Here is a 21,768-nt window from a genome sequence, read left to right as displayed (position 1 = left end):
TCCCAAGGGTAAAACTGGCCGGGCAGACATCGCACTGAATTTGATTCACAAGCTCTATGGCATCGAGCGCGACCTTAAGGACAGCAGCGATGAAGATCGTAAGGCTGCCCGCATGGAGCGCAGCCTGCCATTGCTGGCTCAACTGAAAAGCTGGTTAGAGAAAACGCAACCTCAGGTCACGACGCAGAATGCCTTGGGCAAGGCCATCGGCTACTTGGCCAGCAACTGGAGCAAGTTGGAACGCTACGTCGAGCACGGCTGCTTACCGATCGACAACAACGCAGCCGAGCGTGCGATCCGCCGGTTTGTCATCGGGAGAAAGAACTGGTTGTTCAGTGACACGCCCAAAGGTGCTACTGCCAGCGCACAACTTTACAGCCTGGTAGAGACGGCAAAAGCCAACGGCCAAGAGCCCTATGTGTGGCTGCGCCACGCACTGGAACGCCTGCCGCAGGCGTGCTCAGTGGAAGACTACGAAGCGCTGCTACCGTGGAATTGCACACCTCAAACACACAGCTAGGTGCTCTGCCCATTATTGGTTAGGTGGGGTTCATGGAGCGCTTACAAAAAGCCGGCGAGAAGTAGTCGATCATCTATAGTTTGGTTAGCCTCACACGATCAGGGCGACGAAATTTACCACATAGCTCTTCGACATTCTGCGCTTTAGCGTCTAAGGTTGAGTTAGGGGAGCTATTCCACTGCACATCTAGGATGTGACAGACTCGAAAAGCATAGAAAATATTGAGCAAAAGCAGTCCAGAATCGAACCTTTCAAAGAGTAAAGCTCGAGGAATTAGAATGAAATCACCCCACAAAAAGAGGGCAACCCTCTATCTGATAATCACAACAGCCCTCCCTGCAGCCTGCAGTAATTTTCCAAATTATCAAACCCCCTATAACGAGCAAAACCCACTATATTCAGGCCCAACGTTACCTAAAACCTCTCCCGATAAGGCCTCAACAAACTCGCCCTCAACACCAAAATTTAGCTCTCAAGGCTATAGATTTGCATCGGCATATGCAGCCGCAAAAGACAATCCAACTCAGGCGAAGTTACGAGCATTCATGGAAGCGGGGATGACTTATGAAGATCTGCTTTGTAGCCACTACTTCTCAAAAATCGACTTTACTCGAGCACACCGGGAATATGCACAGAAACAATCAACGCTGGCGGGAAGCTTGACAACCGCTCTGCTCGGTCTTGCCGATGCGGGCTCAGCAGTAACCGGCGCAGCAGGCGCTGCATTTGGCTTTACATCTTCTTCATTCGACGCCTACAACACCGCATTCCTAGCATCTACCGACATCGGACTTTTGCAAGATTTAGTCATATCCGCACAAGTTCAAGACAAACGCGAAATATTAAAGAGAGTCACCGCCACGAGTGGAATTTGGCCTGATAGAATAGACTCACTTGACCTTGCAATTTCGGACTTAAATACTTACATTAGCCGATGCACACCCACAGGGATTCGCAACCTCTTAAAAGCCTCCATAAGAGACAAAACAGAAAAACAAATAGGGAAAAGCCCAGAGGACAGCGAGCGATTAGGGCTTACTCCGAACAAAAAATAGCAACCCTTAAATTGCCAATCAGTAAAACCCCACAGGGAGCCCCTCACACCCCATACAACAAAGATAAATCTACACAAGCTTAAACACCCCTCACCGGCCATTACTTAAATCCGTCTTTTCACTTACCTCCAGTTAAATAAAGAGGGCTAAAATCAACCTGCCTCCCATGCACACTACCTTTTCCAAAAACAATGGTAGCCCTGCGTTGAAATGCATCAGGCTGGTAACGACCGTCAATATTTGCCGCTGTTTTACTAATCAAATATGTATAGTGAACAGCCTCTTCCCTTGTGGAGTCCTCTACAATTTTCTCAGCCAAGTCATTCCAGAGACCCACATTATATTCATAATCATTCTTCACACCGTCTGTATCCCCGGACAAGCATTGCCCGTGGTACCACATTATAATCCCCTTGACTTGTTTACTCCGTTCACCAGGTGCATTACTTGCGATACTATCCTTAACTCTTTTTATACTTGCATCCTTTGGAAACTTACCACCCTGCTGAGTTTTTATATCAATAGCCCAAGCAACCTGCCAAGCCTTTGGCTTGGGAGCCTTATATACCCTACTGAGATCGTCAAGCACCGAAGTTAAGCTCCTTCCGAACACATCTACTTGAATCTGGCGCATTACTAGATCGTCAAACAACGCATTAACCTCTCTCCGAAAATCAGGCTTCAACCTCTTACTTACACTATCCGTGTTAATTCGCAAAAACTCAGAACACTTGTCCTTCACTGGAATAGAGCGACACGAAACATCAAAAAACTGACCCCCATAGTTCGGCATCAATCGCTTCCTATTCACAATAAACTCTTCTTCAGTTTTGAATTTTTCCTTGTACCTCTTGATAAGCGGCTGAATTGACCCAGACTTAAAATTCCACTGCATAATTCCCGCTGAAAGAAGTTGCCCATCAAAGTCACCAGTGGCTCCAGCCCAACAACCATTTGTTTCATAATTAGCAACAACCATAAGCACCCGGTAAAAATCATTAGCTTTTAGGTTCGCGCTTGAAATTCTATTTAGAACATCCGGAGATATTGCAATATCTGAGTTATCCGGCAAAACCTTAAAGCAGTCATCCGCCTTAGCTTGATGGGCAGATATCGCCCCCAGCAGAAAAACAACGCTAATTAAGATTGCTTTTCGTTGCGTACGCATGGCTGCCTCCTTTGAGGCTGAGTCTTGTATGTCCAATAGGCTAAACTTTCAAAACAGGCTGAATACCAGAGGATTTAAACAGGACTCACCTGTGATGCTTCCATAGCATAGCTATGGTGATAGCGATCCGCCATTCGAAACGTGTAGTTTGAGCCTGCTGTCCGGAGAGAGCCGCGTGGCCAAGCGGGTGGAGCTGCAGGTGCGGTACAGGGACACACCAACAGGTGATTTGCTCAGCCGGCTGTTCAGTCCCGAGAGCGGATGAGTTGATCTGCTTTCTGTACTCCCTGGAGCGCTTGCCCATAAGCCTACTCTGGATATGGACGATGCTGCGCTCGCCCCCAACGCAGAGCTTGCTCTCTACAAGCCTGCTTACCAGCTTCGGAGCAAGATATAGACGATGACCCACAAATACGATCAGTATGCAGCCACAGAGGCATATGAGCGCAAACAGGGCCGCGTTCGACCTGAGCTCTTGAAATGGTTGATTGCACCCGAGGTAAGAGCTAGGCCCACTGGACAGGTAGGCGAAGAGCAAGCCAGCATCAGCGGCTCGCACGATGTGACCCAATCAGAGCCATGTGCGACCTAATCTCACAGCGCAGTGCTACATTGACACCATATGAAAAATTCTACTTCAATCCGATTTCTTCAAGCATGGAAGTAGTTATTAAGAAGGAGAAAGCAAATGAGAAAAAAGATAACCGCTGCAGTGTCAAAGCTAACAGGGATTTCCACCCCATTCTTCGGTATTTCTTGGCAGCCCTCTAACCCAGAGGCCGACACCATCATAAAACTACTTATGCACTTTGATAGTAAAAGATCGCTTGCTCTCGATGAGCTAGGGGATTCTTGCCATAGCAAGCCCGTTCGACCAGAATGGCTTTCCATGTCTGTAATTCAAATTAGAGATCAAACGGTATCATCTATGCAAACGATGTCCTTGTCTCGACCCGCCGAAGAAATCATGAGCACAATTATTCGTGTATGCAACGATTTTCTTTACTGGCTTGAGTCAAACGAAAATAGCGAAGAGCACACGATGGCTCTTAGTATTTGGCATAGAGATATGGCCATATGCATTTTTTCCCTATGCCGAAGCGTGCAATTCTTCCCAGGCCAACAATTGTATCGCCTACTTAAACGACGACTCCCAAGCAATGCAAAACTATCTGACTTGGAAAGGTTTAAATTATAAAAGACTGCCAAAACGCCTTACAAATTAGTAAGCAAATGAACGTTGCCCCCTGATGGTATTAGACGATTGTAACAATAGATCATCAACTGGACTGACGGCCCGTGACGTTTGCCAGGTGCTGCGCGACGTGGTGCTCGGGCGCCGGAGCATGGCCAAGATCGGCGAGCAGACCTGGGACGAGCTCTACGCCTGTCACTTTGTCATGGATGTTGAGGGCTGGCGAATCACGCTCTACAACGACTGCGATGAACTGGATTACTGCGAGCAAGCTGTGAGCCCAGTAGGGCAGCGTTGGGATTTTAGCTCAGGAGATCGGACGGATCCCATTGCTCTGTTATCTACATGGGAGCATCGCAGCCTGGAGCTCCGCTTGAAGGCACTGTGATTTGGGCGTGCCCCGCTGGGGACGGCTGTCGTACACCAAGCCACTCCGTGTCTTGGCCCGGCGGGCGTCCACCCTCACGCCTGCGACCATCCAGGCCTGCGCGCTCTGCTTGCGGCAGAAATGATCACCATTCTGATGGTGACCGCTTAGTCAGCCAGGCGGCACTAGCCACCAACCTAAGCAAGGGCATTACAGATGAGCTCAGACGGAAAACAAGCAGAAAATCGTAACCGATCCATGAACCCCACCTACCGCAAGGTGGAAGCCAAGGTTACCGTGGCATCTCTGGCGAACAGTTCCATGGCAGCAGCGCTTCGTAGTCTGCTACTGACGACGCATGCGGCAGTCGCTCAAGTACTTGGCGCAGCCACGTATAGGGCTCTTGGCCATTGATCTTGGCGGTTTCGACCAAGCTGTAGATCTGCGCGCTGGCCGTGGCTACCTTGGGCGTGTCACTGAACAGCCAAGCCTTGCGCCCGATCACAAACGGCTTTATGGCCCGCTCTGCCAGGTTGTTGTCGATCGGCAGGTGGCCCGCCTCGACCTAGCGTTCCAGGCGGTTCCAGTTGTTTGCCAGGTAGTACACCGCCTTGTCCAGCACGCTTTGCGGTGTCACTTGCGAGTGCATCTTGTCGAGCCAACTTTTCAACTGCTCAAGGATCGGCAGGCTTCGTTCCTGATGACCGATAAATCGATGTTCATCGCTGGCATCCTTGAGGTCGCGTTCGATGCCATACAGCTTGTTGATCATCGTCAGCGCAACATCGGCGCGACCGGTCTTGCCCTTGGGCTGCACCTTCTGCCCTTCGACGAATTTACGCCGGGCATGCGCCATGCACGCCAGTCGTTCAACACCCGGCTGTAGCGCCAACGCGTTGTAGCCGGCGTAATCATCGGTCATCACGTAGCCGCGATAGCCCTCCAGTAGGCGCAGCGGCACCTCCTGCGCGCGGCTGGTGGTGTAATCGAACAGCACGACTTGTCGATCAGGCGGGCCACTGGCATGCACCCACATCCAGGACTGACTGGTCGGGTCACGATCCGGCTCTTTGAGCACCTGCACTCTGGTTTCGTCGCAATGGATCACCGGGCTTTCCAGCAAGCGGTCACGCATCAGGTTCAACAATGGCTGAACGTGTTCGCTGCACTGGATGACCCAGCGCGCCAGGGTTTGCCGGGGGATCTCGATACCATGTCGGCTCAGCACCGTCTCGAAGCGGTGCAGCGGTAGGCCATCGACGTACTTGGTGGTCAGCAACATGGCCAGCACGCTGGGACTGGCCATGCTCTTTTCGATCAATTGCGCCGGCTTGCCAGCGGTGACCGGCGCAGTTTCGCAACCACGGCAGCCATAGACTTTGCGTACGTGTTTGAGCACACGGATCGGCATCGGCACGATGTCGAGCTGTTCGCTGGTTTGCTCGCCAATCACGTATTTGCGGCAACCACCTTGAAAAACGCCGGTATTGTCAGCGCTGACAAATCAAACCATTCCCAAGGGTGGTTTTTCTAAGCCCCAAAAACGCAAAAAGCCCTGAATAATCAAGGCTTTGAATATGGCGGAAGCGTAGAGATTCGAACTCTAGGATAGTTGCCCATCGACGGTTTTCAAGACCGTTGCCTTAAACCACTCGGCCACGCTTCCAGCTTGTTTTGCGGGCGCCATCATACCGTAATGAAACAAGCTGTCAAACTCTCTGTGTCGCGGGTTGCAGGAGCTCTGGTAGACTCCTACCATCTGAACGTTCCAAACCACAGGTCCACCTAGGAGTCTCGCCATGCGCGAACAGGATTACGCCGTCCACCACGGCCAGCAGGTCGAGCAGCAGGAGATCAGCAAGGTCCTGCGCAACACTTACAGCCTGCTGGCGCTCACCCTCGCTTTCAGCGGCCTCATGGCCTTCATCTCCCAGCAAATGCACTTCGGCTATCCGAACGTGTTCGTCGTGCTCATCGGCTTCTACGGGCTGTTCTTCCTCACTGCCAAACTGCGTGATTCGGTCTGGGGCCTGGTGTCCACCTTCGCCCTTACCGGCTTCATGGGCTTCATCCTCGGCCCCATCCTCAACCGTTACCTGGGCATGAGCGGTGGCGCTGAAGTCGTCAGCTCGGCATTTGCCATGACTGCACTGGTGTTCGGCGGCCTGTCGGCTTACGTGCTGATTACCCGCAAGGACATGAGCTTCCTCAGCGGCTTCATCACCGCAGGCTTCTTCGTGCTGCTGGGTGCCGTGGTGGCGAGCTTCTTCTTCCAGATCAGCGGCCTGCAACTGGCGATCAGCGCGGGCTTCGTGCTGTTCTCGTCGGTCTGCATCCTGTTCCAGACCAGCGCGATCATTCACGGTGGTGAACGCAACTACATCATGGCGACCATCAGCTTGTACGTTTCCATCTACAACCTGTTTGTCAGCCTGCTGCAGCTGTTCGGCATCATGGGTCGCAGCGACTGATCCATTGCCATGCTTGAAAGCCCGCTTCGGCGGGCTTTTTTGTGCCTGTCGCACGTGTCCGGCCTGAACCAGTTCCAATCATTATTCTGACTATAAAGTCAGCTAAATGAACAAAACGTCGCCGATTGCGTGTGTAGCTGGCTTGGCGCTACCACTGATGCGATCCAGCCCGTAGAATGCGCTCCTTTTTCTTCCGGGGCAGCTTGCGCAATGAGCTCGAATGAACACAGCCCAGGCGCCGTGGCGCCTGACAATGAACTGGTATTGGGCCTTGAGGACAAGCCACGGCTGGCCATCAGCCTGTTGGCGGCGCTGCAACACTTGTTGGCGATCATTGTGCCTATCGTTACCCCGGGTTTGCTGATCTGCCAGGCACTGGGGGTATCGGCGCGGGACACCAATCTGATCGTGTCCATGTCCTTGGTCATTTCAGGTATCGCCACCTTCGTGCAGTGCAAACGCTTTGGTCCGTTTGGGGCTGGGTTGCTGATCGTGCAAGGTACCAGCTTCAACTTCGTCGGCCCGCTGATTGCCGGGGGTGCGCTGATGGTTAAGCAAGGCACACCGGTTGAAGGGGTCATGGCCGCGATCTTTGGCGTGGTGATTGCCGGCTCGTTTGTAGAGATGGGTGTTTCGCGCATTCTGCCGTTCGTTAAACGGCTGATCACGCCCCTGGTCACCGGCATCGTCGTACTGATGATTGGCCTCACTTTGATCAAGGTCGGCCTGATCAGCATGGGCGGCGGCTTTGGCGCCATGGCCAATGGCACCTTCGCCAATGGCGAAAACCTGCTGTTGTCGGGTGTGGTGCTGGCGATCATCGTGGTGCTCAACCGCATCCCGGTGGTGTGGCTGCGCAGTTGCGCCATCGTCATCGCCTTGGCAGCGGGCTATGCACTGGCCGGCTACCTGGGCCGGCTGGACTTTACCGGCATGCATGAAGCGGCGCTGTTCCAGGTACCGACGCCCCTGCACTTCGGCCTGGGCTTCTCCTGGGCGTTGTTCATCCCGATGCTGGTGATCTACCTGGTCACCTCGCTGGAGGCCATTGGTGACGTGACGGCTACCAGCAAGGTGTCCCGGCAACCGGTAGAAGGGCCTGTGTGGATGCGGCGCATCAAGGGTGGTGTGCTGGTGAACGGTGCCAACTCATTGCTGGCCGGCGTGTTCAACACCTTCCCCAGCTCGATTTTTGCGCAGAACAACGGCGTGATACAGCTGACCGGCATCGCCAGCCGGCATATCGGCGTGTGGATTGCCGTGATGCTGATACTGCTGGGGCTGTTCCCGAGCGTGGCCGGGGTGATTCAGGCAGTGCCGGAGCCGGTGCTGGGCGGCGCCGCCATGGTCATGTTCGGCGCGGTTGCGGCCTCTGGCATCAATATTCTGGCCAGCACCCGGCTGGACCGGCGCGCGCTGCTGATCATCGCCGTTTCCCTGGCTCTGGGCCTGGGTGTGGCGCAGGTGCCGGAGTTCCTGGCGCACATGCCGGCGGCCATTCGCAATGTGCTGGAATCTGGCGTGGCCACCGGCGGCATCTGTGCACTGGTGCTGAACTGGTTCCTGCCAGAAGGCAAGGAACAGGCCTGACCCGCCAAGCACCGGCAAAAGCCTGCGGCAAGCGAGCGCAGGCTTTTTTGCTTTATCATGGCGGCATCCCTTTGCATGAGTTAGCCATGAAATTCGCTATCGCGGTGTTCTCCCCGGCCCATGCGCCCTCCTCCCGGCGCGCCCTGCGTTACGCCGAGGCGGTGCTGGCTGGCGGGCATGAGATTGCCCGGCTGTTCTTCTATCAGGACGGGGTGCACAGTGCCTCGGCCAACCTCGTGGTGCCGCAGGACGAACTGGATGTGGCCGGGCAATGGCGGGCGTTTATCCAGGCCAACCAGCTCGACGCGGTGGTGTGCATTGCTGCTGCGCTGCGCCGTGGCGTGCTGGATGAAGCCGAAGCCAACCGTTACCAGCGCCCCGCCGTGAACCTGCCGGCGCCCTGGGAACTCTCCGGCCTTGGCCAGTTGCACGAAGCGGCCCAGCTGGCTGATCGGCTCGTGTGTTTTGGAGGCGATTGATATGGCCAAATCGTTGTTGATCATCAGCCGCCAGGCCCCGTGGAATGGCCCATCGGCCCGCGAAGCACTGGATATCGCACTGGCGGGCGGTGCCTTCGACCTGCCCCTGGGCATGGTGTTTCTGGACGATGGCGTGTTCCAGCTTGCCAACGGCCAGCAGCCTGCCGCATTGCAGCAAAAAAACCTGGGGGCCAACCTGCAGGCGTTGCCGATGTTCGGCGTTGACGCACTGTTTGCCTGCGGGCACAGCCTCGCCAGCCGGGGCCTGGCAGCAGGCGACCTGGCACTGCCGGTGCAGGTGCTGGATGACGCCGCACTCACAGGGCTTATCGCGCAATACGACCAGGTGGTGACCCTCTGATGGCGACCTTGCATGTAATTGCCCACTCCCCCTTCGGCGATGAGCGGCTGCGCAGCTGCCTACGCCTGCTCGGGGCTGACGACGCAGTGTTGCTGTGCGGTGACGCCGTTTACGCACTGCGGCCCGGCGCTGCACCTCATCAGCAGCTGCAACAGGCCAACCTGGCGGATCGCCTGTTTGCCCTGGACGAGGACCTGCAGGCCCGCGCAATAGAGAACCCACTGGCAACGGCGGTCGATTACCCAGGTTTCGTCGCGCTTTCACTGCACTACGACAAGGTCAACAGCTGGTTATGAACACGCTCGATAGCGGCGGCCAGGCCATCGCGCTGGACAAAGACGGCTTTCTGGTGGACTTGCACGCCTGGTCCCACGAAGTTGCCCAGGGGCTCGCCGCCCGTGAAGGCATCGCCCTCACTGCCGACCACTGGGAAATCCTCGAACTGCTGCGCCAGTTCTACCAGGAGTACCAGCTCTCACCGGCCACGCGCCCGCTGATCAAGTACGCAGCGCTGAAGCTGGGCGCCGAGAAAGGCAACAGCCCACACCTGAACCGACTGTTCAATGGCACCCCCGCCAAACTTGCCGCCAAGCTGGCGGGCCTGCCCAAGCCGACCAATTGCATATGACCCAGCCCACCCCGCCCCGTCCACTCACCCTGCAGACGCCAGCTGAGCACCCATTTGCCGAATTCGTGCGCATTCTGGGCAAAGGCAAGCGCGGCGCCCGCGGCCTCACCCGGGAAGAAGCCTTCGCCGCCATGACCCTGCTGCTGGAAGGCAAGGTCGAGGACGCCCAACTGGGTGCCTTCCTGATGCTGCTGCGGCACAAGGAGGAAAGCGCAGAGGAGCTCGCCGGCTTCACCGAAGCCCTGCGCGCGCACCTGCAAGCCCCCGCCATTGCCGTAGACCTGGACTGGCCCACCTACGCGGGCAAGAAGCGCCACCTGCCTTGGTACCTGCTGGCCGCCAAGTGCCTGGCGGCCAATGGCGTGCGCATCCTGATGCATGGCGGCGGTGCACACACCGCAGGGCGGCTGTACACCGAGCAGTTGCTCGACTTGCTGCAGATTCCGCTGTGCCGCAGCTGGGGTGAGGTCGAGCGCACGCTGGGCCAAGACAAGCTGGCGTTCTTCCCCCTGCAGGACTGGGCGCCGCAGTTACAGCGCATGATCGACCTGCGCAACACCTTGGGCCTGCGCTCCCCCATTCACTCCCTGGCCCGGGTACTCAACCCGCTGGGGGCGAAGTGCGGCTTGCAGAGCATCTTCCACCCTGGCTACCAGGCCGTGCACCGCGAAGCCAGCCGGTTGCTGGGCGACCATGCCGTGGTGATCAAGGGCGATGGCGGCGAGATCGAGGTAAACCCGGATGTCATCAGCCACCTGTACGGGGCCACCGATGGCCAGGCGTGGGACGAAGAGTGGCCAGCACTAAGCGAACGCCGGCACGTGAAACCGGCGAGCCTGCAGCCCGAGTATCTGCTGGCCTTCTGGCGCGGCAACGTCGAGGACAGTTACGGTGAGAAGGCTGTCATCGCCACCATGGCCCTGGCCCTGCGGGGGCTTGGCCAGAACCGCGACACTGCCTTCGCCACCGCTCGCCAGTACTGGGACGCCCGCAACAGATCGATTTGATCGATCATATCGCCTGACTCTTTGGGTTATTCGTTCGAACCACATGCCCTAGACTGGGCTCCAACGACAAATCGCTTTTGTTAAGGAGCTCATCATGGGCCTGTTGATCGATGGCCGCTGGCATGACCAGTGGTATGAAAACGGCAAGGACGGCACGTTCAAGCGCGAGAACGCCCAGCGCCGCAATCAGCTGCCCGCCGCCGAGGCCGGTCGTTACCACCTGTATGTATCGCTGGCGTGCCCCTGGGCCCACCGAACCTTGATAGTACGCGCCCTCAAAGGCCTGGAGCCGCTGATAGATGTCTCGGTGGTGAGCTGGCTGATGCAGGACCAGGGCTGGACGTTCGATCAGCAGCAGGGCTCTACTGGCGACCATCTCGACGGCCTGCAGTATCTGCACCAGCGCTATACCGAGGACGATCCTAAGTACACGGGCCGGGTGACCGTACCGGTGCTGTGGGACAAGCAGGAAAAGCGCATCGTCAACAACGAGTCGGCGGAGATCATCCGCATCTTCAACACGGCGTTTAACGGGCTGACTGGCAATACGCTGGACCTGTACCCCGAGCACCTGCACGCAGCCATCGATGGGCTGAACGAGCGTATCTACCCGGCTGTAAACAATGGTGTGTACCGGGCTGGCTTCGCCACAACCCAAGCTGCCTACGAAGAGGCGTTTGATGACGTGTTCAGCGAGCTGGACCGTCTGGAAGCGCTACTCGACCGCAACCGCTACCTGACCGAAGCCGATGTTCGCCTGTTCACCACGCTTGTGCGCTTCGATGCGGTGTACCACGGGCACTTCAAGTGCAACCTGCGGCGCCTGTGTGATTACCCCAATCTGACCAACTGGCTGCGCGAGCTTTACCAGTGGCCGGGTGTGGCAGGCACAGTGAACATGGAACATATCCAGAAGCACTATTACCTGAGCCACACCAACATCAACCCGAACGGCATCGTGCCAAAAGGCCCGTTGCAGGATTTCAGCCAGCCTCACGAACGGGCGCGGCTGCCTGGTAAAGGGATCTATACCCGGTAGCCGACACCCCGTGTGGGAGTGGGTTTACCCGCGAAGCAGATACCGAGGTGGATGGCACCGGCTTTGCCGGTGTTCGCGGCTGAAGCCGCTCCCACAGGTACATGAGCTGAAAACAGGTTATGTAGCGGCCCCTTCGAACCAGGCCAGCTTGTCCCGCAGCTGCACCACCTCACCGACGATCACCAGGGTGGGCGCGTGCACCTCGTGCCGGGCCACTAGGTCAGGCAGGTCTGCCAGTGTGCCGGTGAACACCCGCTGGTTGCGGGTGGTGCCCTGCTGAACCAACGCCGCAGGCGTACTGGCCGCACGGCCATGACGGATCAGTTCGGCGCAAATTGTCGGCAAGCCTACCAGGCCCATGTAGAACACCAGGGTCTGGCCTGGCGCTACCAGGTCGGTCCACGGCAGGTTGCTGGTGCCGTCCTTCAGGTGACCGGTGACGAACCGCACTGATTGCGCATAGTCGCGATGGGTGAGCGGAATGCCGCCGTAGGCGGAGCAGCCGCTGGCAGCCGTGATGCCTGGCACCACTTGGAACGGGATGCCGTGCTCGGCCAGCTCTTCGATTTCCTCACCGCCACGGCCAAAGATGAACGGGTCGCCCCCCTTCAACCGCAACACGCGCTTGCCTTGCTGGGCCAGGTCCACCAACAGGCGGTTGATCTGATCCTGGGGCACGGCATGATCGGCGCGGCGCTTGCCCACGTAAATGCGCTCGGCGTCGCGGCGGCACATGTCGATGATCGCCGGCGCCACCAGCCGGTCATACAGCACCACGTCCGCCTGCTGCATCAGGCGCAAGGCACGGAAGGTGAGCAGATCCGGGTCGCCCGGCCCTGCCCCCACCAGGTACACCTCGCCGCCCTGTTGAACCGGAGCACCGTCGACCATGGCCTGCAACAACCGCTCGGCCTCGGCGCCCTGCCCGGCCAACTGGCGCTCGGCAATCGGGCCCTGGAATACGGTTTCCCAGAACCCGCGACGCTGGTTGACGTCCGGGTACAGGGATTTGACCCTGTTCCGGAAGCGCGCTGCCAAACCGGCCAGCTCGCCATAGGCGGCGGGTATCCAGGCCTCCAGCTTGGCGCGGATCAGACGCGCCAGCACCGGCGCATCGCCACCGCTGGACACGGCGATCACCAACGGCGAGCGGTCGACGATGGCGGGGAAAATCACCGTGCACAAGGCCGGCGCGTCCACCACGTTGACCGGCAGGCTCAACGCCTGCGCATCCGCCGACACCTGGGCATTGAGGCCAGGGTCGTCGGTGGCAGCGATCACCAGGCGGCATTCGGCAAGGTCGGCTGCCTGGTAACCACGCACCCGCACTTCACCGCCGCCTTCCCGGGCCATGGCGGCCAGCTGGCCGTCCACGTCCGGTGCGACTACGCGCAGCGCGGCGCCGGCCTCGGCCAGCAGGCGCGCCTTGCGCAAGGCAATTTCGCCACCGCCGACGACCAGCACCAGGGCGCCCTGCAGCTTGTGAAACAGCGGCAGGTAATCCATTTAGCGAATGACCTCGACGCCGCCCATGTACGGCTTCAGCACATCCGGTACGCGGATCGAACCATCGGCCTGCTGGTAGTTTTCCAGCACAGCCACCAAAGTACGGCCAACAGCCAGGCCGGACCCGTTGAGGGTGTGCACCAGCTCAGGCTTGCCGGTTTCCGGGTTGCGCCAGCGCGCCTGCATGCGGCGCGCCTGGAAGTCGCCACAGTTGGAGCACGAGCTGATTTCACGGTACTTGTCCTGGCTGGGCACCCACACTTCCAGGTCGTAGGTTTTCACTGCGCCAAAGCCCATGTCGCCTGTGCACAGGGCCAGTACGCGGTAAGGCAGTTCCAGCAACTGCAGCACACGTTCGGCGTTGGCGGTGAGGCCTTCCAGGGCTTCCATCGACTTGGCCGGCTCTACCACCTGCACCATCTCGACTTTGTCGAACTGGTGCTGACGGATCATGCCGCGGGTGTCGCGGCCAGACGCACCGGCCTCACTGCGGAAACACGGCGTGTGTGCGACCAGCTTGAGCGGCAGTTGCTTGGCATCGAGGATTTCCCCGGCCACCAGGTTGGTCAGCGACACTTCAGCGGTCGGGATCAGGTAGAAATCAGCCTCACCCTCACGGGTGATCTTGAACAGGTCTTCCTCGAACTTCGGCAACTGGCCGGTGCCCTGCAACGCCGGGGCCTGCACCAGGTAAGGGGTGTAGTGCTCTTCGTAGCCATGCTCACCGGTGTGCAGGTTGATCATGAACTGCGCCAGCGCACGGTGCAGGCGGGCGATGGGGCCACGCAGCACGGCAAAGCGGGCGCCGGACAATTTGGCAGCCGCCTCGAAGTCCAGGCCGCCGCTCACTTCACCCAGGGCAACGTGGTCCTTGATCTCGAAATCGAAGGCTGTCGGCGTGCCCCAGCGGCGCACTTCGACGTTGTCGTCTTCACTGGCGCCCACCGGTACGCTGGCGTCCGGCAGGTTGGGGAGGGTCAACAGAATGCCGTCCAGCTCAGCCTGAATACCGTCCAGCTCGGCCTTGCCAGCAGCCAGCTCGTTGGCCATGCGCTCGACGTCGGCCATCAGCGGTGCAATGTCCTCGCCCTTGGCCTTGGCTTGGCCGATGGACTTGGAGCGGGCGTTACGCTCGGCCTGCAGCTGCTCAGTGCGGGTCTGCACCGCCTTGCGGCGTTCTTCCAGTGATTCGATGCGCGCGACATCCAGGCTGAAGCCACGGGAGGCCAGGCGTTCTGCCACTTCCTGAAGTTGGCCGCGTAACAGTTTGGAATCGAGCATATCGTTCTCTCGTTATAGGTAGGTGTTGGTTCAGAATCGGGTAAGGCACAACCCGGCCCAGGTTGCGAGCAGGCCGCCCACCACACTGATACCGGTATAGCCCAATGCCAGGGGTACCTGCCCGCTTTCCAGCAAGCGTACGGTATCCAGCGAAAAGGAAGAAAAGGTGGTCAGGCCGCCCAAAAAACCCACGATTAGGCCGGCACGCAGCTCCACCGGCACCATGGGTTTGTGCAAGAACAGCCCGTACAAAAGACCGATAAGCAGGCAGCCGACCAGGTTCACGGCCAGCGTACCCAGATAGAAATGCCGTGGCCAGTGGGCGACCACCCAATTGCCGGTGGCAAAGCGTAGCAGGGTGCCGGCGATGCCACCGGCAGAGACTGCGGCGATCAATGCAATCATGGCTTTCTCCGTTGGCGAGGGCTGTTGCGGTCCAGGTCAGCCAGGTGCCGCAGCTTTTCGCCGATCTTCAGTTCAAGGCCGCGGGGTACAGGCTGGTAATAGGGACGCGGCTCAAGCGCATCCGGGAAGTAGTCTTCACCTGCTGCGTAGGCATCTGGCTCGTCGTGGGCGTAACGGTACTCGTCGCCATAGCCCAACTGCTTCATCAGCTTGGTCGGGGCGTTGCGCAGGTGCAGCGGCACTTCCAGCGAGCCATGCTCGGCAGCTTCGCGCAGGGCCGTCTTGAAGCCCACATAAACGGCGTTGCTCTTAGGGGCGCAGGCGATGTAGGTGATGGCCTGGGCCACGGCGAGCTCGCCTTCCGGGCTACCCAGGCGCTCCTGCACATCCCAGGCCGCCAGGCACAGGCTGAGCGCACGGGGGTCGGCGTTGCCGATGTCTTCGCTGGCCATGCGCACCACACGGCGGGCGATATACAGCGGGTCGCAGCCACCATCGAGCATGCGCGCGAACCAGTACAGGGCCGCATTCGGATCAGAGCCACGCACCGACTTGTGCAGCGCCGAAATCTGGTCGTAGAACGCTTCGCCACCCTTGTCGAACCGGCGGCGGCTGTCGCCCAGCAGGCTCTGCAGCAGTTCTACATTGATTTCGCTGCCGTCCTCGGCCAGGTCGGCGGCGTTTTCCAGAAAGTTGAGCATGCGCCGGCCATCGCCGTCGGCGGCGGCCATCAGCATCTTGAACGCCTCATCGCCAACGTGCAGGTTGCGCTTGCCCAGGCCACGTTCTTCGGTCAGTGCACGGTTCACCAGCTTGCGCAGGGCCGCTTCGTCCAGGCTCTTGAGCACGTACACCCGTGCCCGTGAAAGCAAGGCGTTGTTGAGTTCGAACGATGGGTTTTCGGTGGTCGCGCCGATGAACAGCAGGGTGCCGTCTTCCACAAACGGCAGAAAGGCGTCCTGCTGCGACTTGTTGAAGCGGTGAACTTCATCGACGAACAGGATGGTGCGCCGGCCGTATTGCCCGGCCTGCTGCTTGGCCACCTCCACCGCCTGGCGGATTTCCTTCACCCCGGCCAGTACCGCCGACACGGTTTCGAAATGCGCATCGCAGAACTGGGCCAACAGCCGCGCCAGGGTGGTCTTGCCCACCCCAGGCGGCCCCCAGAAAATCATCGAATGCAATGCGCCCTGCTCCAGCGCCTCACGCAGCGGCTTGCCGCGGGCCAGCAGGTGCTCCTGGCCCACGTACTCGTCCAGGTTGGACGGGCGCAGCCGCGCCGCGAGGGGCTGGGCGACAGGTTCGCTTCGAAACAGGTCCATGACGGGCTCTGGTTACTCCTTGATCACATCCGCGCCTTTGGGGATGTCGAACTTGAAGCGGCTATCGGCCACTGCCTGGTTGGCCTTGACGCCGTTGAACAGGATGTTGGTGCGCTGGCCGACACTGTCGATCAGCTGCATGTCGTTGATCAGGCCCTTGCGGAACGACACGCGCAGCGAATCGAACAAGGTGTCCTTGGTTTTGGGCTTGAGGGTGAAGTCCATCACGTCGCCCTGCTGCTTCGACGTAATGTCGAAGCTCTGGCTGATCTTCGAGACGTCACCGGACAACAACAGCGCCGGGGTCTGGTTCAGGCGCACGTCGAGCTTCTTGATGGTGGCCTGTTCCAGGTCAGGGTCCCACAGGGTGACGTTGATGCCGTCGGACACCACTACCTGCTCCTGGGGCGCATCGGTGTGCCAGTAGAACAGGCCTGGCCGTTTCACGGTCATCTTGCCAGACGTTTCCTGCAGGCTGGTGCCACCGGCATCCAGGGTCAGCTGGGAGAAATTGGCCTCGATGGTTTGCGACTTCTCCAGCAACTGGGTCAGGCGTTGTACGTCTTGCTCGCCGGCAAAGGCTGCAACAGGGCCCAGGGCAAGGGCAGAAACCAACAGCATGCGAATTGCGCGCATGGGAATCCTCATTGAGCGTTAATAGGCCGGCCGCCATGGCTGGCGACCGGCAGGGTGATCATCAGTCGCGCGGGCCGCCTGGGGCAATCACTTCGCGCGAGCCGTTGCTGTTCATGGGGGTGACCACACCGGCCATCTCCATGGCTTCGATCATGCGGGCAGCGCGGTTGTAGCCGATCTTGAGCTTGCGCTGCACGGCCGAGATGGACGCACGGCGGCTCTCGAGCACGAACTGTACGGCTTCATCGTACAAGGCGTCGCTTTCGGAATCGTCGCCATCACCACCGCCGCCACCACCTTCGAAGCCGCTGCCGGCTTCCTCGACACCGTTGAGGATGTCGTCGTTGTAGTCCGGGGCGCCGCGCTGCTTCCACGCTTCCACCACGCGGTGCACCTCATCGTCGGACACGAACGCGCCGTGTACGCGGATAGGCAGGCTGGTACCGGGCGGCATGTACAGCATGTCACCATGGCCCAGCAACTGCTCGGCACCGCCCTGGTCGATGATGGTACGCGAGTCGATCTTGCTCGATACCTGGAAAGCCATGCGGGTCGGGATGTTGGCCTTGATCAGGCCGGTGATCACGTCCACCGACGGGCGCTGGGTAGCGAGAATCAGGTGGATACCCGCCGCACGTGCCTTTTGCGCGATACGGGCGATCAGCTCTTCGACCTTCTTGCCGACGATCATCATCATGTCGGCAAACTCGTCCACCACCACCACGATGGTGGGCAGGGTTTTCAGTGCTGGCGGCTCGTCCTCCATGCTTTCGCGACGGTACAGCGGGTCGTGAATGATTTCACCCGCTTCCTGGGCGTCCTTCACCTTGCGGTTGAAGCCCGCCAGGTTACGCACGCCCATGGCCGCCATCAGCTTGTAGCGGCGTTCCATTTCGGCCACGCTCCAGCGCAGCGCATTGGCGGCGTCCTTCATGTCGGTGACCACCGGGCACAGCAGGTGCGGGATGCCTTCGTAAATGGACAGCTCAAGCATTTTCGGGTCGATCATGATCAGCCGCGCGTCTTCCGGGCTGGACTTGAACAGGATCGACAGAATCATGGCGTTCACACCCACCGACTTACCGGAGCCGGTGGTACCGGCCACCAGCAGGTGGGGCATCTTGGCGAGGTCGGTGATCACCGGTTTGCCACCGATGTCATGGCCCAGCGCCAGCGTCACCGGGGACTTCTGGTCATCGTACTGCGGCGTGGCCAGCACCTCGGAGAAGCGCACCATCTGCCGGTTTTCGTTGGGGATCTCGATACCGACGGTGGTCTTGCCCGGGATCACTTCCACCACGCGCACGCTGGTCACGGCCAGCGAGCGCGCCAGGTCCTTGGCGAGGTTGGCGATACGGCTGACCTTCACACCGGCCGCAGGCTGGATTTCATAGCGGGTGATCACGGGGCCCGGATGGATGGAATCCACCGTCACTTCGACGCCGAACTCCTTGAGTTTGATCTCCAGCAACTGACCTACGCCCGCCAACGATTCAGGCGAATACTCGATCTTTTTCTGTTCGGCCGGGTCCAGGATGGAAATGGACGGCAAGGTGCCCTCCACGGCGCTGTCGATGAACAGTGGCGCCTGCTTCTCTTTCATCACCCGCTTGCTGGGCTCGGGCGCCTTGGCGGCGGAAGGCGGCACGATCGTTGGCATGGCTGCCTGCGGGCGCGGTACCACGGGCTCGCGCTCCACCACCGGTTCGCGGGCCAATACAGGTTCACGCCCCAGGGTAGGCTCACGCGGCTCTACTGCCTGGGCAGGGGCTTCTTCGCGCTTGAACAGGCGCTCGCGCAGCGGTGTCTTGGCCGGTTCGCGTTTTTCAGGCGTAACGGGCGCGGCCTTGGCCGCAGGCACCACTGGTTCATCGTCGCGCAGCTGCGCCTCCAGGCGCTTGCGCTCATTGCGCGCCTCCCACCAGCGCGACGCGGCGCCTTGCACCAGTTCCAGCAGGTCGAGGGTGATCTTGCCGGTAAGGTCCATCACCTTGAACCACGACAGGTCTGTGAATACGGTCAGGCCGAACAGGAACAGGGCGATGAACATCAGGGTGCTGCCCTGCACGTTCAAGAAGTTGCGGGCCAGCTCGCCGAGGCTTTCGCCCAACGCCCCGCCAGCCGAGAACGGCATGCTGGCCGGGGGGTGGAAATGAATGTGCGCCAGGGCCGCGCCCGACAGCACCAGGAACACCAGGCCGATCAGCCGCCAGGAGAACAGCCAGCCGCTCCAGTCCCAGGGCTGGTGACGCTGACGGAAGATCTGCCAGGTCTTGAGCGCCAGCAGCAGCGGGAAGATGTAGGCGAAATAGCCGAGCACCATGAACAGGATGTCGGCGAAGTACGCCCCGGCACGCCCGGCGGCATTCTGCACCTGGTCGACCGTGGCCGTGTGGCTGAAGGCCGGGTCCGAGGTGTCGTAGGTGAGCAGCGCCATCCACAGGTACAGGCACAGGGCGCCGACAGCGATCAACGCGCCTTCCTTCAGGCGATAGTGCAGCTGCTGCCGCCACAGGGGCACAGGCAAGGGAGCTGGGGTTGCGGTGGATTTCTTCAAAACGCGTCTATTCCTGCGCGTGGTGCGCGTCCAGTAGTGACCGGCCAGGCCTGGGCCAACGGATCACTACTTTTAACATTACTGCCCGCCAGCCGCCATGGCGCTTAGCCATAAGGGGTCTGACCGGGGGCGACTTTCCAATAGCTGCAATTTGAGCACGCATTGCCTTCTGTGACAAAGGCTTATGCTGTGTTTTTGCACAGGTGTGACAGCAAATGTGGCAGATGGTGCCGACGCTTTCATGAATGCGTGGGAATTTGCCTATTCGGTCGTGAGGCGCCGCCGCACATCAGCACCCTCGGCATTGACCCTGGCAAGTACCCGCGCCATGCTGCCCCTCTCCCCTCCCCCACCGTTAGGCAGACCATGCTGACCTGGCTCACCCGCGACGCCCTCACCTTCCCGCCACTGGAAAAGGCCCTGCAAGAACCCAACGGCCTGCTGGCCGCCGGCGGCGACCTGAGCCCCGAGCGCCTGGTGCAGGCGTATCGGCATGGCTGCTTTCCGTGGTACCAGGACGGCCAGCCGATCATGTGGTGGTCGCCCGACCCACGCACGGTGCTGCTGCCCGGCCAGCTACATGTCTCGCGCTCGCTGGCCAAGCTGATGCGCCAGGGCCGCTACCAGGTCAGCTTCGACACGGACTTTGCCGGGGTGATCGCGGCCTGCGCCGCGCCGCGCAGCTACGCCGACGGCACCTGGATCACTGACAGCATGTGCGCTGCCTATTGCGAACTGCATCGCCGCGGCATCGCTCACTCCGTGGAGGTACGCCAGGATGGCGAGCTGGTGGGTGGCCTGTATGGCCTGGCCATGGGCCAGCTGTTTTTCGGGGAGTCGATGTTCAGCCACGCCGACAACGCCTCCAAGGTAGGCTTTGTAACCCTGGTGAACCACTTGCGCGAGGCCGGCTTCGTGCTGGTCGACTGCCAGATGCCCACCAACCACCTGCACAGCCTGGGCGCGCACGCCATCAGCCGCGCCGAGTTCGCCCGCTACCTCGACCGCCACCTGGACCAACCCAACAGTGCCAGCTGGGTCGCCTAGGCGAGTTTCTACAGCTGGCTTACACTTAAGGCAACGTCTTACCGAGGGGGTTGATCATGACAGAGCTGGCGCGGTTGAAGTTTTATGCCACTCAACCCCACTCCTGCAGCTACCTGCCAGACGAGCAGGCCACCACCCTGTTTCTGGACCCCAGCCAGCCAATGGACGCGCACGTGTACGCCGATCTGTCGGAAATGGGCTTCCGTCGCAGCGGCGATCACCTTTATCGCCCCCATTGCCAGAACTGCAATGCCTGCGTGCCGGCACGCATCCCGGCTGCACGCTTCGCCCCCAGCCGCCAGCAGCGGCGCATTCTCAAGCGCAACACCGACATGACGGTGACCGCAGCACGCCCCGCCTTCAAAGAAGAATATTTCGAGCTGTACCGGCGCTACATCGAGGCCCGGCATGCCGACGGCGACATGTACCCACCCAGCCGTGACCAGTTTTCCACCTTTCTGGTACGTGACCTGCCGTTTTGCTGGTTCTACGAGTTCCGTGCCGGCGGGCGCCTGCTGGCGGTAGCAGTGTGCGACCTGTTGCCCAACGGGCTGTCTGCCGTCTACACCTTTTACGAGCCTGACGAAGAGCGACGCAGCCTTGGCCGCTTCGCCATTTTGTGGCAGATCGGCGAGGCGTTGCGCCAGGGCCTGGAGGCGGTTTACCTGGGTTACTGGATCAAGAACTGCAAGAAGATGAACTACAAGACGCAGTACCGGCCCATCGAATTGCTGATAAACCAGCGCTGGGTCACCCTCAATTGAAAGCATTGGCTTGAAACACAGTTTTCCGGCATAATCCACGCCACTTTTTTGCCCGGTGCGGTTATGCGTCGGGCCAACACTGGATCCGAGGGCTCAACTGCATGTCGAAAGAAGACAGCTTCGAAATGGAAGGTACTGTCGTCGACACCCTGCCCAACACCATGTTCCGCGTGGAGTTGGAAAACGGGCACGTCGTAACCGCGCACATCTCCGGAAAGATGCGCAAAAACTACATCCGTATTCTCACTGGCGACAAGGTTCGCGTCGAGCTGACGCCATACGACCTGAGCAAGGGCCGCATCACCTACCGTGCGCGCTAAGCTCCAGCCATGAAAAAGCCCGGCCATGTGCCGGGCTTTTTTGTGGGCGA

At 59.6% G+C, this 21,768-nt stretch carries 22 protein-coding genes, 1 tRNA gene and 1 pseudogene; 15 read left to right on the top strand and 9 right to left on the bottom strand.

Annotation, left to right across the window (positions count from 1 at the left end; genetic code table 11):
* A partial coding sequence (locus APH25_RS18620; protein WP_156333231.1) for a transposase occupies positions 1–520 on the top strand: 520 nt, incomplete at its 5' end.
* A 278-nt stretch (positions 521–798) separates the two neighbouring features.
* Positions 799–1,575 carry a hypothetical protein gene (locus tag APH25_RS25545; protein ID WP_156333229.1) on the top strand — a complete coding sequence of 259 codons (777 nt, stop codon included), beginning with the start codon at positions 799–801 and terminating at the stop codon, positions 1,573–1,575.
* A gap of 118 nt (positions 1,576–1,693) precedes the next feature.
* Here APH25_RS25545 and APH25_RS18615 read toward each other — a convergent pair whose 3' ends face one another.
* The gene (locus APH25_RS18615; protein WP_060482951.1) at positions 1,694–2,743 is read right to left on the bottom strand and encodes a hypothetical protein; all 1,050 of its coding nucleotides are present in this window, start codon (positions 2,741–2,743) and stop codon (positions 1,694–1,696) included.
* Between the two features lie 688 nt (positions 2,744–3,431).
* Here APH25_RS18615 and APH25_RS25540 point away from each other — a divergent pair.
* Both APH25_RS25540 and APH25_RS18605 read left to right on the top strand, forming a co-directional pair.
* Positions 3,432–3,941, top strand: coding sequence for a DUF6650 family protein (locus APH25_RS25540; protein ID WP_156333227.1), 510 nt, complete (start codon positions 3,432–3,434; stop codon positions 3,939–3,941).
* Positions 3,942–4,089: 148 nt separating this feature from the next.
* The gene (locus APH25_RS18605; protein ID WP_082428386.1) at positions 4,090–4,326 is read left to right on the top strand and encodes a hypothetical protein; all 237 of its coding nucleotides are present in this window, start codon (positions 4,090–4,092) and stop codon (positions 4,324–4,326) included.
* Positions 4,327–4,597: 271 nt separating this feature from the next.
* Here APH25_RS18605 and APH25_RS18600 read toward each other — a convergent pair.
* Together APH25_RS18600 and APH25_RS18595 are read right to left on the bottom strand one after the other, a co-directional pair.
* A pseudogene (locus tag APH25_RS18600) lies at positions 4,598–5,773 on the bottom strand (IS66 family transposase); the annotation flags it as partial.
* A 110-nt stretch (positions 5,774–5,883) separates the two neighbouring features.
* Positions 5,884–5,971, bottom strand: a tRNA-Ser gene (locus tag APH25_RS18595).
* 133 nt (positions 5,972–6,104) lie between these two features.
* Here APH25_RS18595 and APH25_RS18590 point away from each other — a divergent pair.
* From APH25_RS18590 to APH25_RS18555, 8 genes are all read left to right on the top strand, one after another.
* Complete coding sequence (locus tag APH25_RS18590) at positions 6,105–6,776, top strand: Bax inhibitor-1/YccA family protein (protein WP_028633595.1); 672 nt, start codon at positions 6,105–6,107, stop codon at positions 6,774–6,776.
* 210 nt (positions 6,777–6,986) lie between these two features.
* Entirely contained in the window at positions 6,987–8,366 is a 1,380-nt protein-coding gene (locus APH25_RS18585) for a nucleobase:cation symporter-2 family protein (protein WP_060482948.1), read from the top strand.
* A gap of 86 nt (positions 8,367–8,452) precedes the next feature.
* Entirely contained in the window at positions 8,453–8,845 is a 393-nt protein-coding gene (tusD, locus tag APH25_RS18580; protein WP_028633597.1) for a sulfurtransferase complex subunit TusD, read from the top strand.
* Between the two features lies 1 nt (position 8,846).
* Positions 8,847–9,206 (top strand): sulfurtransferase complex subunit TusC, encoded by a 360-nt coding sequence (tusC, locus tag APH25_RS18575; protein WP_060482947.1) that lies wholly within the window; start codon positions 8,847–8,849, stop codon positions 9,204–9,206.
* Positions 9,206–9,502: a sulfurtransferase complex subunit TusB gene (tusB, locus tag APH25_RS18570; RefSeq protein ID WP_028633599.1), complete on the top strand. Its 297-nt coding sequence runs from the start codon at positions 9,206–9,208 to the stop codon at positions 9,500–9,502. Before tusC ends, tusB begins: the two co-directional genes overlap by 1 nt.
* Entirely contained in the window at positions 9,499–9,834 is a 336-nt protein-coding gene (locus tag APH25_RS18565) for a TusE/DsrC/DsvC family sulfur relay protein (RefSeq protein ID WP_028633600.1), read from the top strand. Before tusB ends, APH25_RS18565 begins: the two co-directional genes overlap by 4 nt.
* Entirely contained in the window at positions 9,831–10,841 is a 1,011-nt protein-coding gene (locus APH25_RS18560; protein WP_060482946.1) for a glycosyl transferase family protein, read from the top strand. Before APH25_RS18565 ends, APH25_RS18560 begins: the two co-directional genes overlap by 4 nt.
* 94 nt (positions 10,842–10,935) lie before the next feature.
* Positions 10,936–11,880 carry a glutathione S-transferase family protein gene (locus APH25_RS18555; protein WP_060482945.1) on the top strand — a complete coding sequence of 315 codons (945 nt, stop codon included), beginning with the start codon at positions 10,936–10,938 and terminating at the stop codon, positions 11,878–11,880.
* A 117-nt stretch (positions 11,881–11,997) separates the two neighbouring features.
* Here APH25_RS18555 and cysG read toward each other — a convergent pair whose 3' ends face one another.
* From cysG to APH25_RS18525, 6 genes are all read right to left on the bottom strand, one after another.
* Positions 11,998–13,386, bottom strand: coding sequence for a siroheme synthase CysG (gene cysG, locus APH25_RS18550; protein WP_060482944.1), 1,389 nt, complete (start codon positions 13,384–13,386; stop codon positions 11,998–12,000).
* Positions 13,387–14,667 (bottom strand): serine--tRNA ligase, encoded by a 1,281-nt coding sequence (serS, locus tag APH25_RS18545; protein ID WP_060482943.1) that lies wholly within the window; start codon positions 14,665–14,667, stop codon positions 13,387–13,389.
* A gap of 30 nt (positions 14,668–14,697) precedes the next feature.
* Positions 14,698–15,072, bottom strand: a complete 375-nt coding sequence (gene crcB, locus APH25_RS18540) for a fluoride efflux transporter CrcB (RefSeq protein WP_060482942.1) — start codon at positions 15,070–15,072, stop codon at positions 14,698–14,700.
* A complete protein-coding gene (locus APH25_RS18535; RefSeq protein ID WP_060482941.1) occupies positions 15,069–16,394 on the bottom strand; it encodes a replication-associated recombination protein A in 1,326 nt (441 codons plus the stop codon). Before APH25_RS18535 ends, crcB begins: the two co-directional genes overlap by 4 nt.
* Before the next feature lie 12 nt (positions 16,395–16,406).
* Entirely contained in the window at positions 16,407–17,030 is a 624-nt protein-coding gene (gene lolA, locus APH25_RS18530) for an outer membrane lipoprotein chaperone LolA (RefSeq protein WP_028632346.1), read from the bottom strand.
* Positions 17,031–17,091: 61 nt separating this feature from the next.
* A complete protein-coding gene (locus APH25_RS18525) occupies positions 17,092–19,635 on the bottom strand; it encodes a DNA translocase FtsK (protein ID WP_371262515.1) in 2,544 nt (847 codons plus the stop codon).
* A gap of 318 nt (positions 19,636–19,953) precedes the next feature.
* Between APH25_RS18525 and aat the strand changes: the two genes are divergently transcribed.
* The 3 genes from aat to infA all read left to right on the top strand — a co-directional run bounded on the left by aat (position 19,954) and on the right by infA (position 21,718).
* Entirely contained in the window at positions 19,954–20,634 is a 681-nt protein-coding gene (gene aat, locus APH25_RS18520) for a leucyl/phenylalanyl-tRNA--protein transferase (protein ID WP_060482940.1), read from the top strand.
* Positions 20,635–20,690: 56 nt separating this feature from the next.
* On the top strand, positions 20,691–21,398 hold the full coding sequence (locus APH25_RS18515; RefSeq protein WP_060482939.1) for an arginyltransferase: 708 nt from the start codon (positions 20,691–20,693) through the stop codon (positions 21,396–21,398).
* Between the two features lie 101 nt (positions 21,399–21,499).
* Positions 21,500–21,718 (top strand): translation initiation factor IF-1, encoded by a 219-nt coding sequence (gene infA, locus APH25_RS18510; protein ID WP_002553999.1) that lies wholly within the window; start codon positions 21,500–21,502, stop codon positions 21,716–21,718.
* Positions 21,719–21,768 lie beyond the last annotated feature (50 nt).

The sequence above is a fragment of the Pseudomonas sp. NBRC 111119 genome (assembly GCF_001320125.1).
Lineage (GTDB): Bacteria > Pseudomonadota > Gammaproteobacteria > Pseudomonadales > Pseudomonadaceae > Aquipseudomonas > Aquipseudomonas parafulva.
Note: the sequence above shows the minus strand (reverse complement) of the source record. Positions and strands in the feature narration are given on the sequence as shown.

Excerpts from the sequence above, each read along its gene's own strand:
- APH25_RS18515 (WP_060482939.1), top strand. The coding sequence starts at position 20,691 with ATGACAGAGCTGGCGCGGTTGAAGTTTTATGCCACTCAACCCCACTCC.
- APH25_RS25540 (WP_156333227.1), top strand. The coding sequence starts at position 3,432 with ATGAGAAAAAAGATAACCGCTGCAGTGTCAAAGCTAACAGGGATTTCC.
- APH25_RS18585 (WP_060482948.1), top strand. The coding sequence starts at position 6,987 with ATGAGCTCGAATGAACACAGCCCAGGCGCCGTGGCGCCTGACAATGAA.
- APH25_RS18555 (WP_060482945.1), top strand. The coding sequence starts at position 10,936 with ATGGGCCTGTTGATCGATGGCCGCTGGCATGACCAGTGGTATGAAAAC.
- crcB (WP_060482942.1), bottom strand. The coding sequence starts at position 15,072 with ATGATTGCATTGATCGCCGCAGTCTCTGCCGGTGGCATCGCCGGCACC.
- lolA (WP_028632346.1), bottom strand. The coding sequence starts at position 17,030 with ATGCGCGCAATTCGCATGCTGTTGGTTTCTGCCCTTGCCCTGGGCCCT.
- APH25_RS18565 (WP_028633600.1), top strand. The coding sequence starts at position 9,499 with ATGAACACGCTCGATAGCGGCGGCCAGGCCATCGCGCTGGACAAAGAC.
- tusB (WP_028633599.1), top strand. The coding sequence starts at position 9,206 with ATGGCGACCTTGCATGTAATTGCCCACTCCCCCTTCGGCGATGAGCGG.
- tusD (WP_028633597.1), top strand. The coding sequence starts at position 8,453 with ATGAAATTCGCTATCGCGGTGTTCTCCCCGGCCCATGCGCCCTCCTCC.
- aat (WP_060482940.1), top strand. The coding sequence starts at position 19,954 with ATGCTGACCTGGCTCACCCGCGACGCCCTCACCTTCCCGCCACTGGAA.
- APH25_RS18605 (WP_082428386.1), top strand. The coding sequence starts at position 4,090 with ATGGCCAAGATCGGCGAGCAGACCTGGGACGAGCTCTACGCCTGTCAC.
- APH25_RS18590 (WP_028633595.1), top strand. The coding sequence starts at position 6,105 with ATGCGCGAACAGGATTACGCCGTCCACCACGGCCAGCAGGTCGAGCAG.
- APH25_RS18615 (WP_060482951.1), bottom strand. The coding sequence starts at position 2,743 with ATGCGTACGCAACGAAAAGCAATCTTAATTAGCGTTGTTTTTCTGCTG.
- cysG (WP_060482944.1), bottom strand. The coding sequence starts at position 13,386 with ATGGATTACCTGCCGCTGTTTCACAAGCTGCAGGGCGCCCTGGTGCTG.
- APH25_RS25545 (WP_156333229.1), top strand. The coding sequence starts at position 799 with ATGAAATCACCCCACAAAAAGAGGGCAACCCTCTATCTGATAATCACA.
- tusC (WP_060482947.1), top strand. The coding sequence starts at position 8,847 with ATGGCCAAATCGTTGTTGATCATCAGCCGCCAGGCCCCGTGGAATGGC.
- serS (WP_060482943.1), bottom strand. The coding sequence starts at position 14,667 with ATGCTCGATTCCAAACTGTTACGCGGCCAACTTCAGGAAGTGGCAGAA.
- APH25_RS18535 (WP_060482941.1), bottom strand. The coding sequence starts at position 16,394 with ATGGACCTGTTTCGAAGCGAACCTGTCGCCCAGCCCCTCGCGGCGCGG.
- infA (WP_002553999.1), top strand. The coding sequence starts at position 21,500 with ATGTCGAAAGAAGACAGCTTCGAAATGGAAGGTACTGTCGTCGACACC.
- APH25_RS18560 (WP_060482946.1), top strand. The coding sequence starts at position 9,831 with ATGACCCAGCCCACCCCGCCCCGTCCACTCACCCTGCAGACGCCAGCT.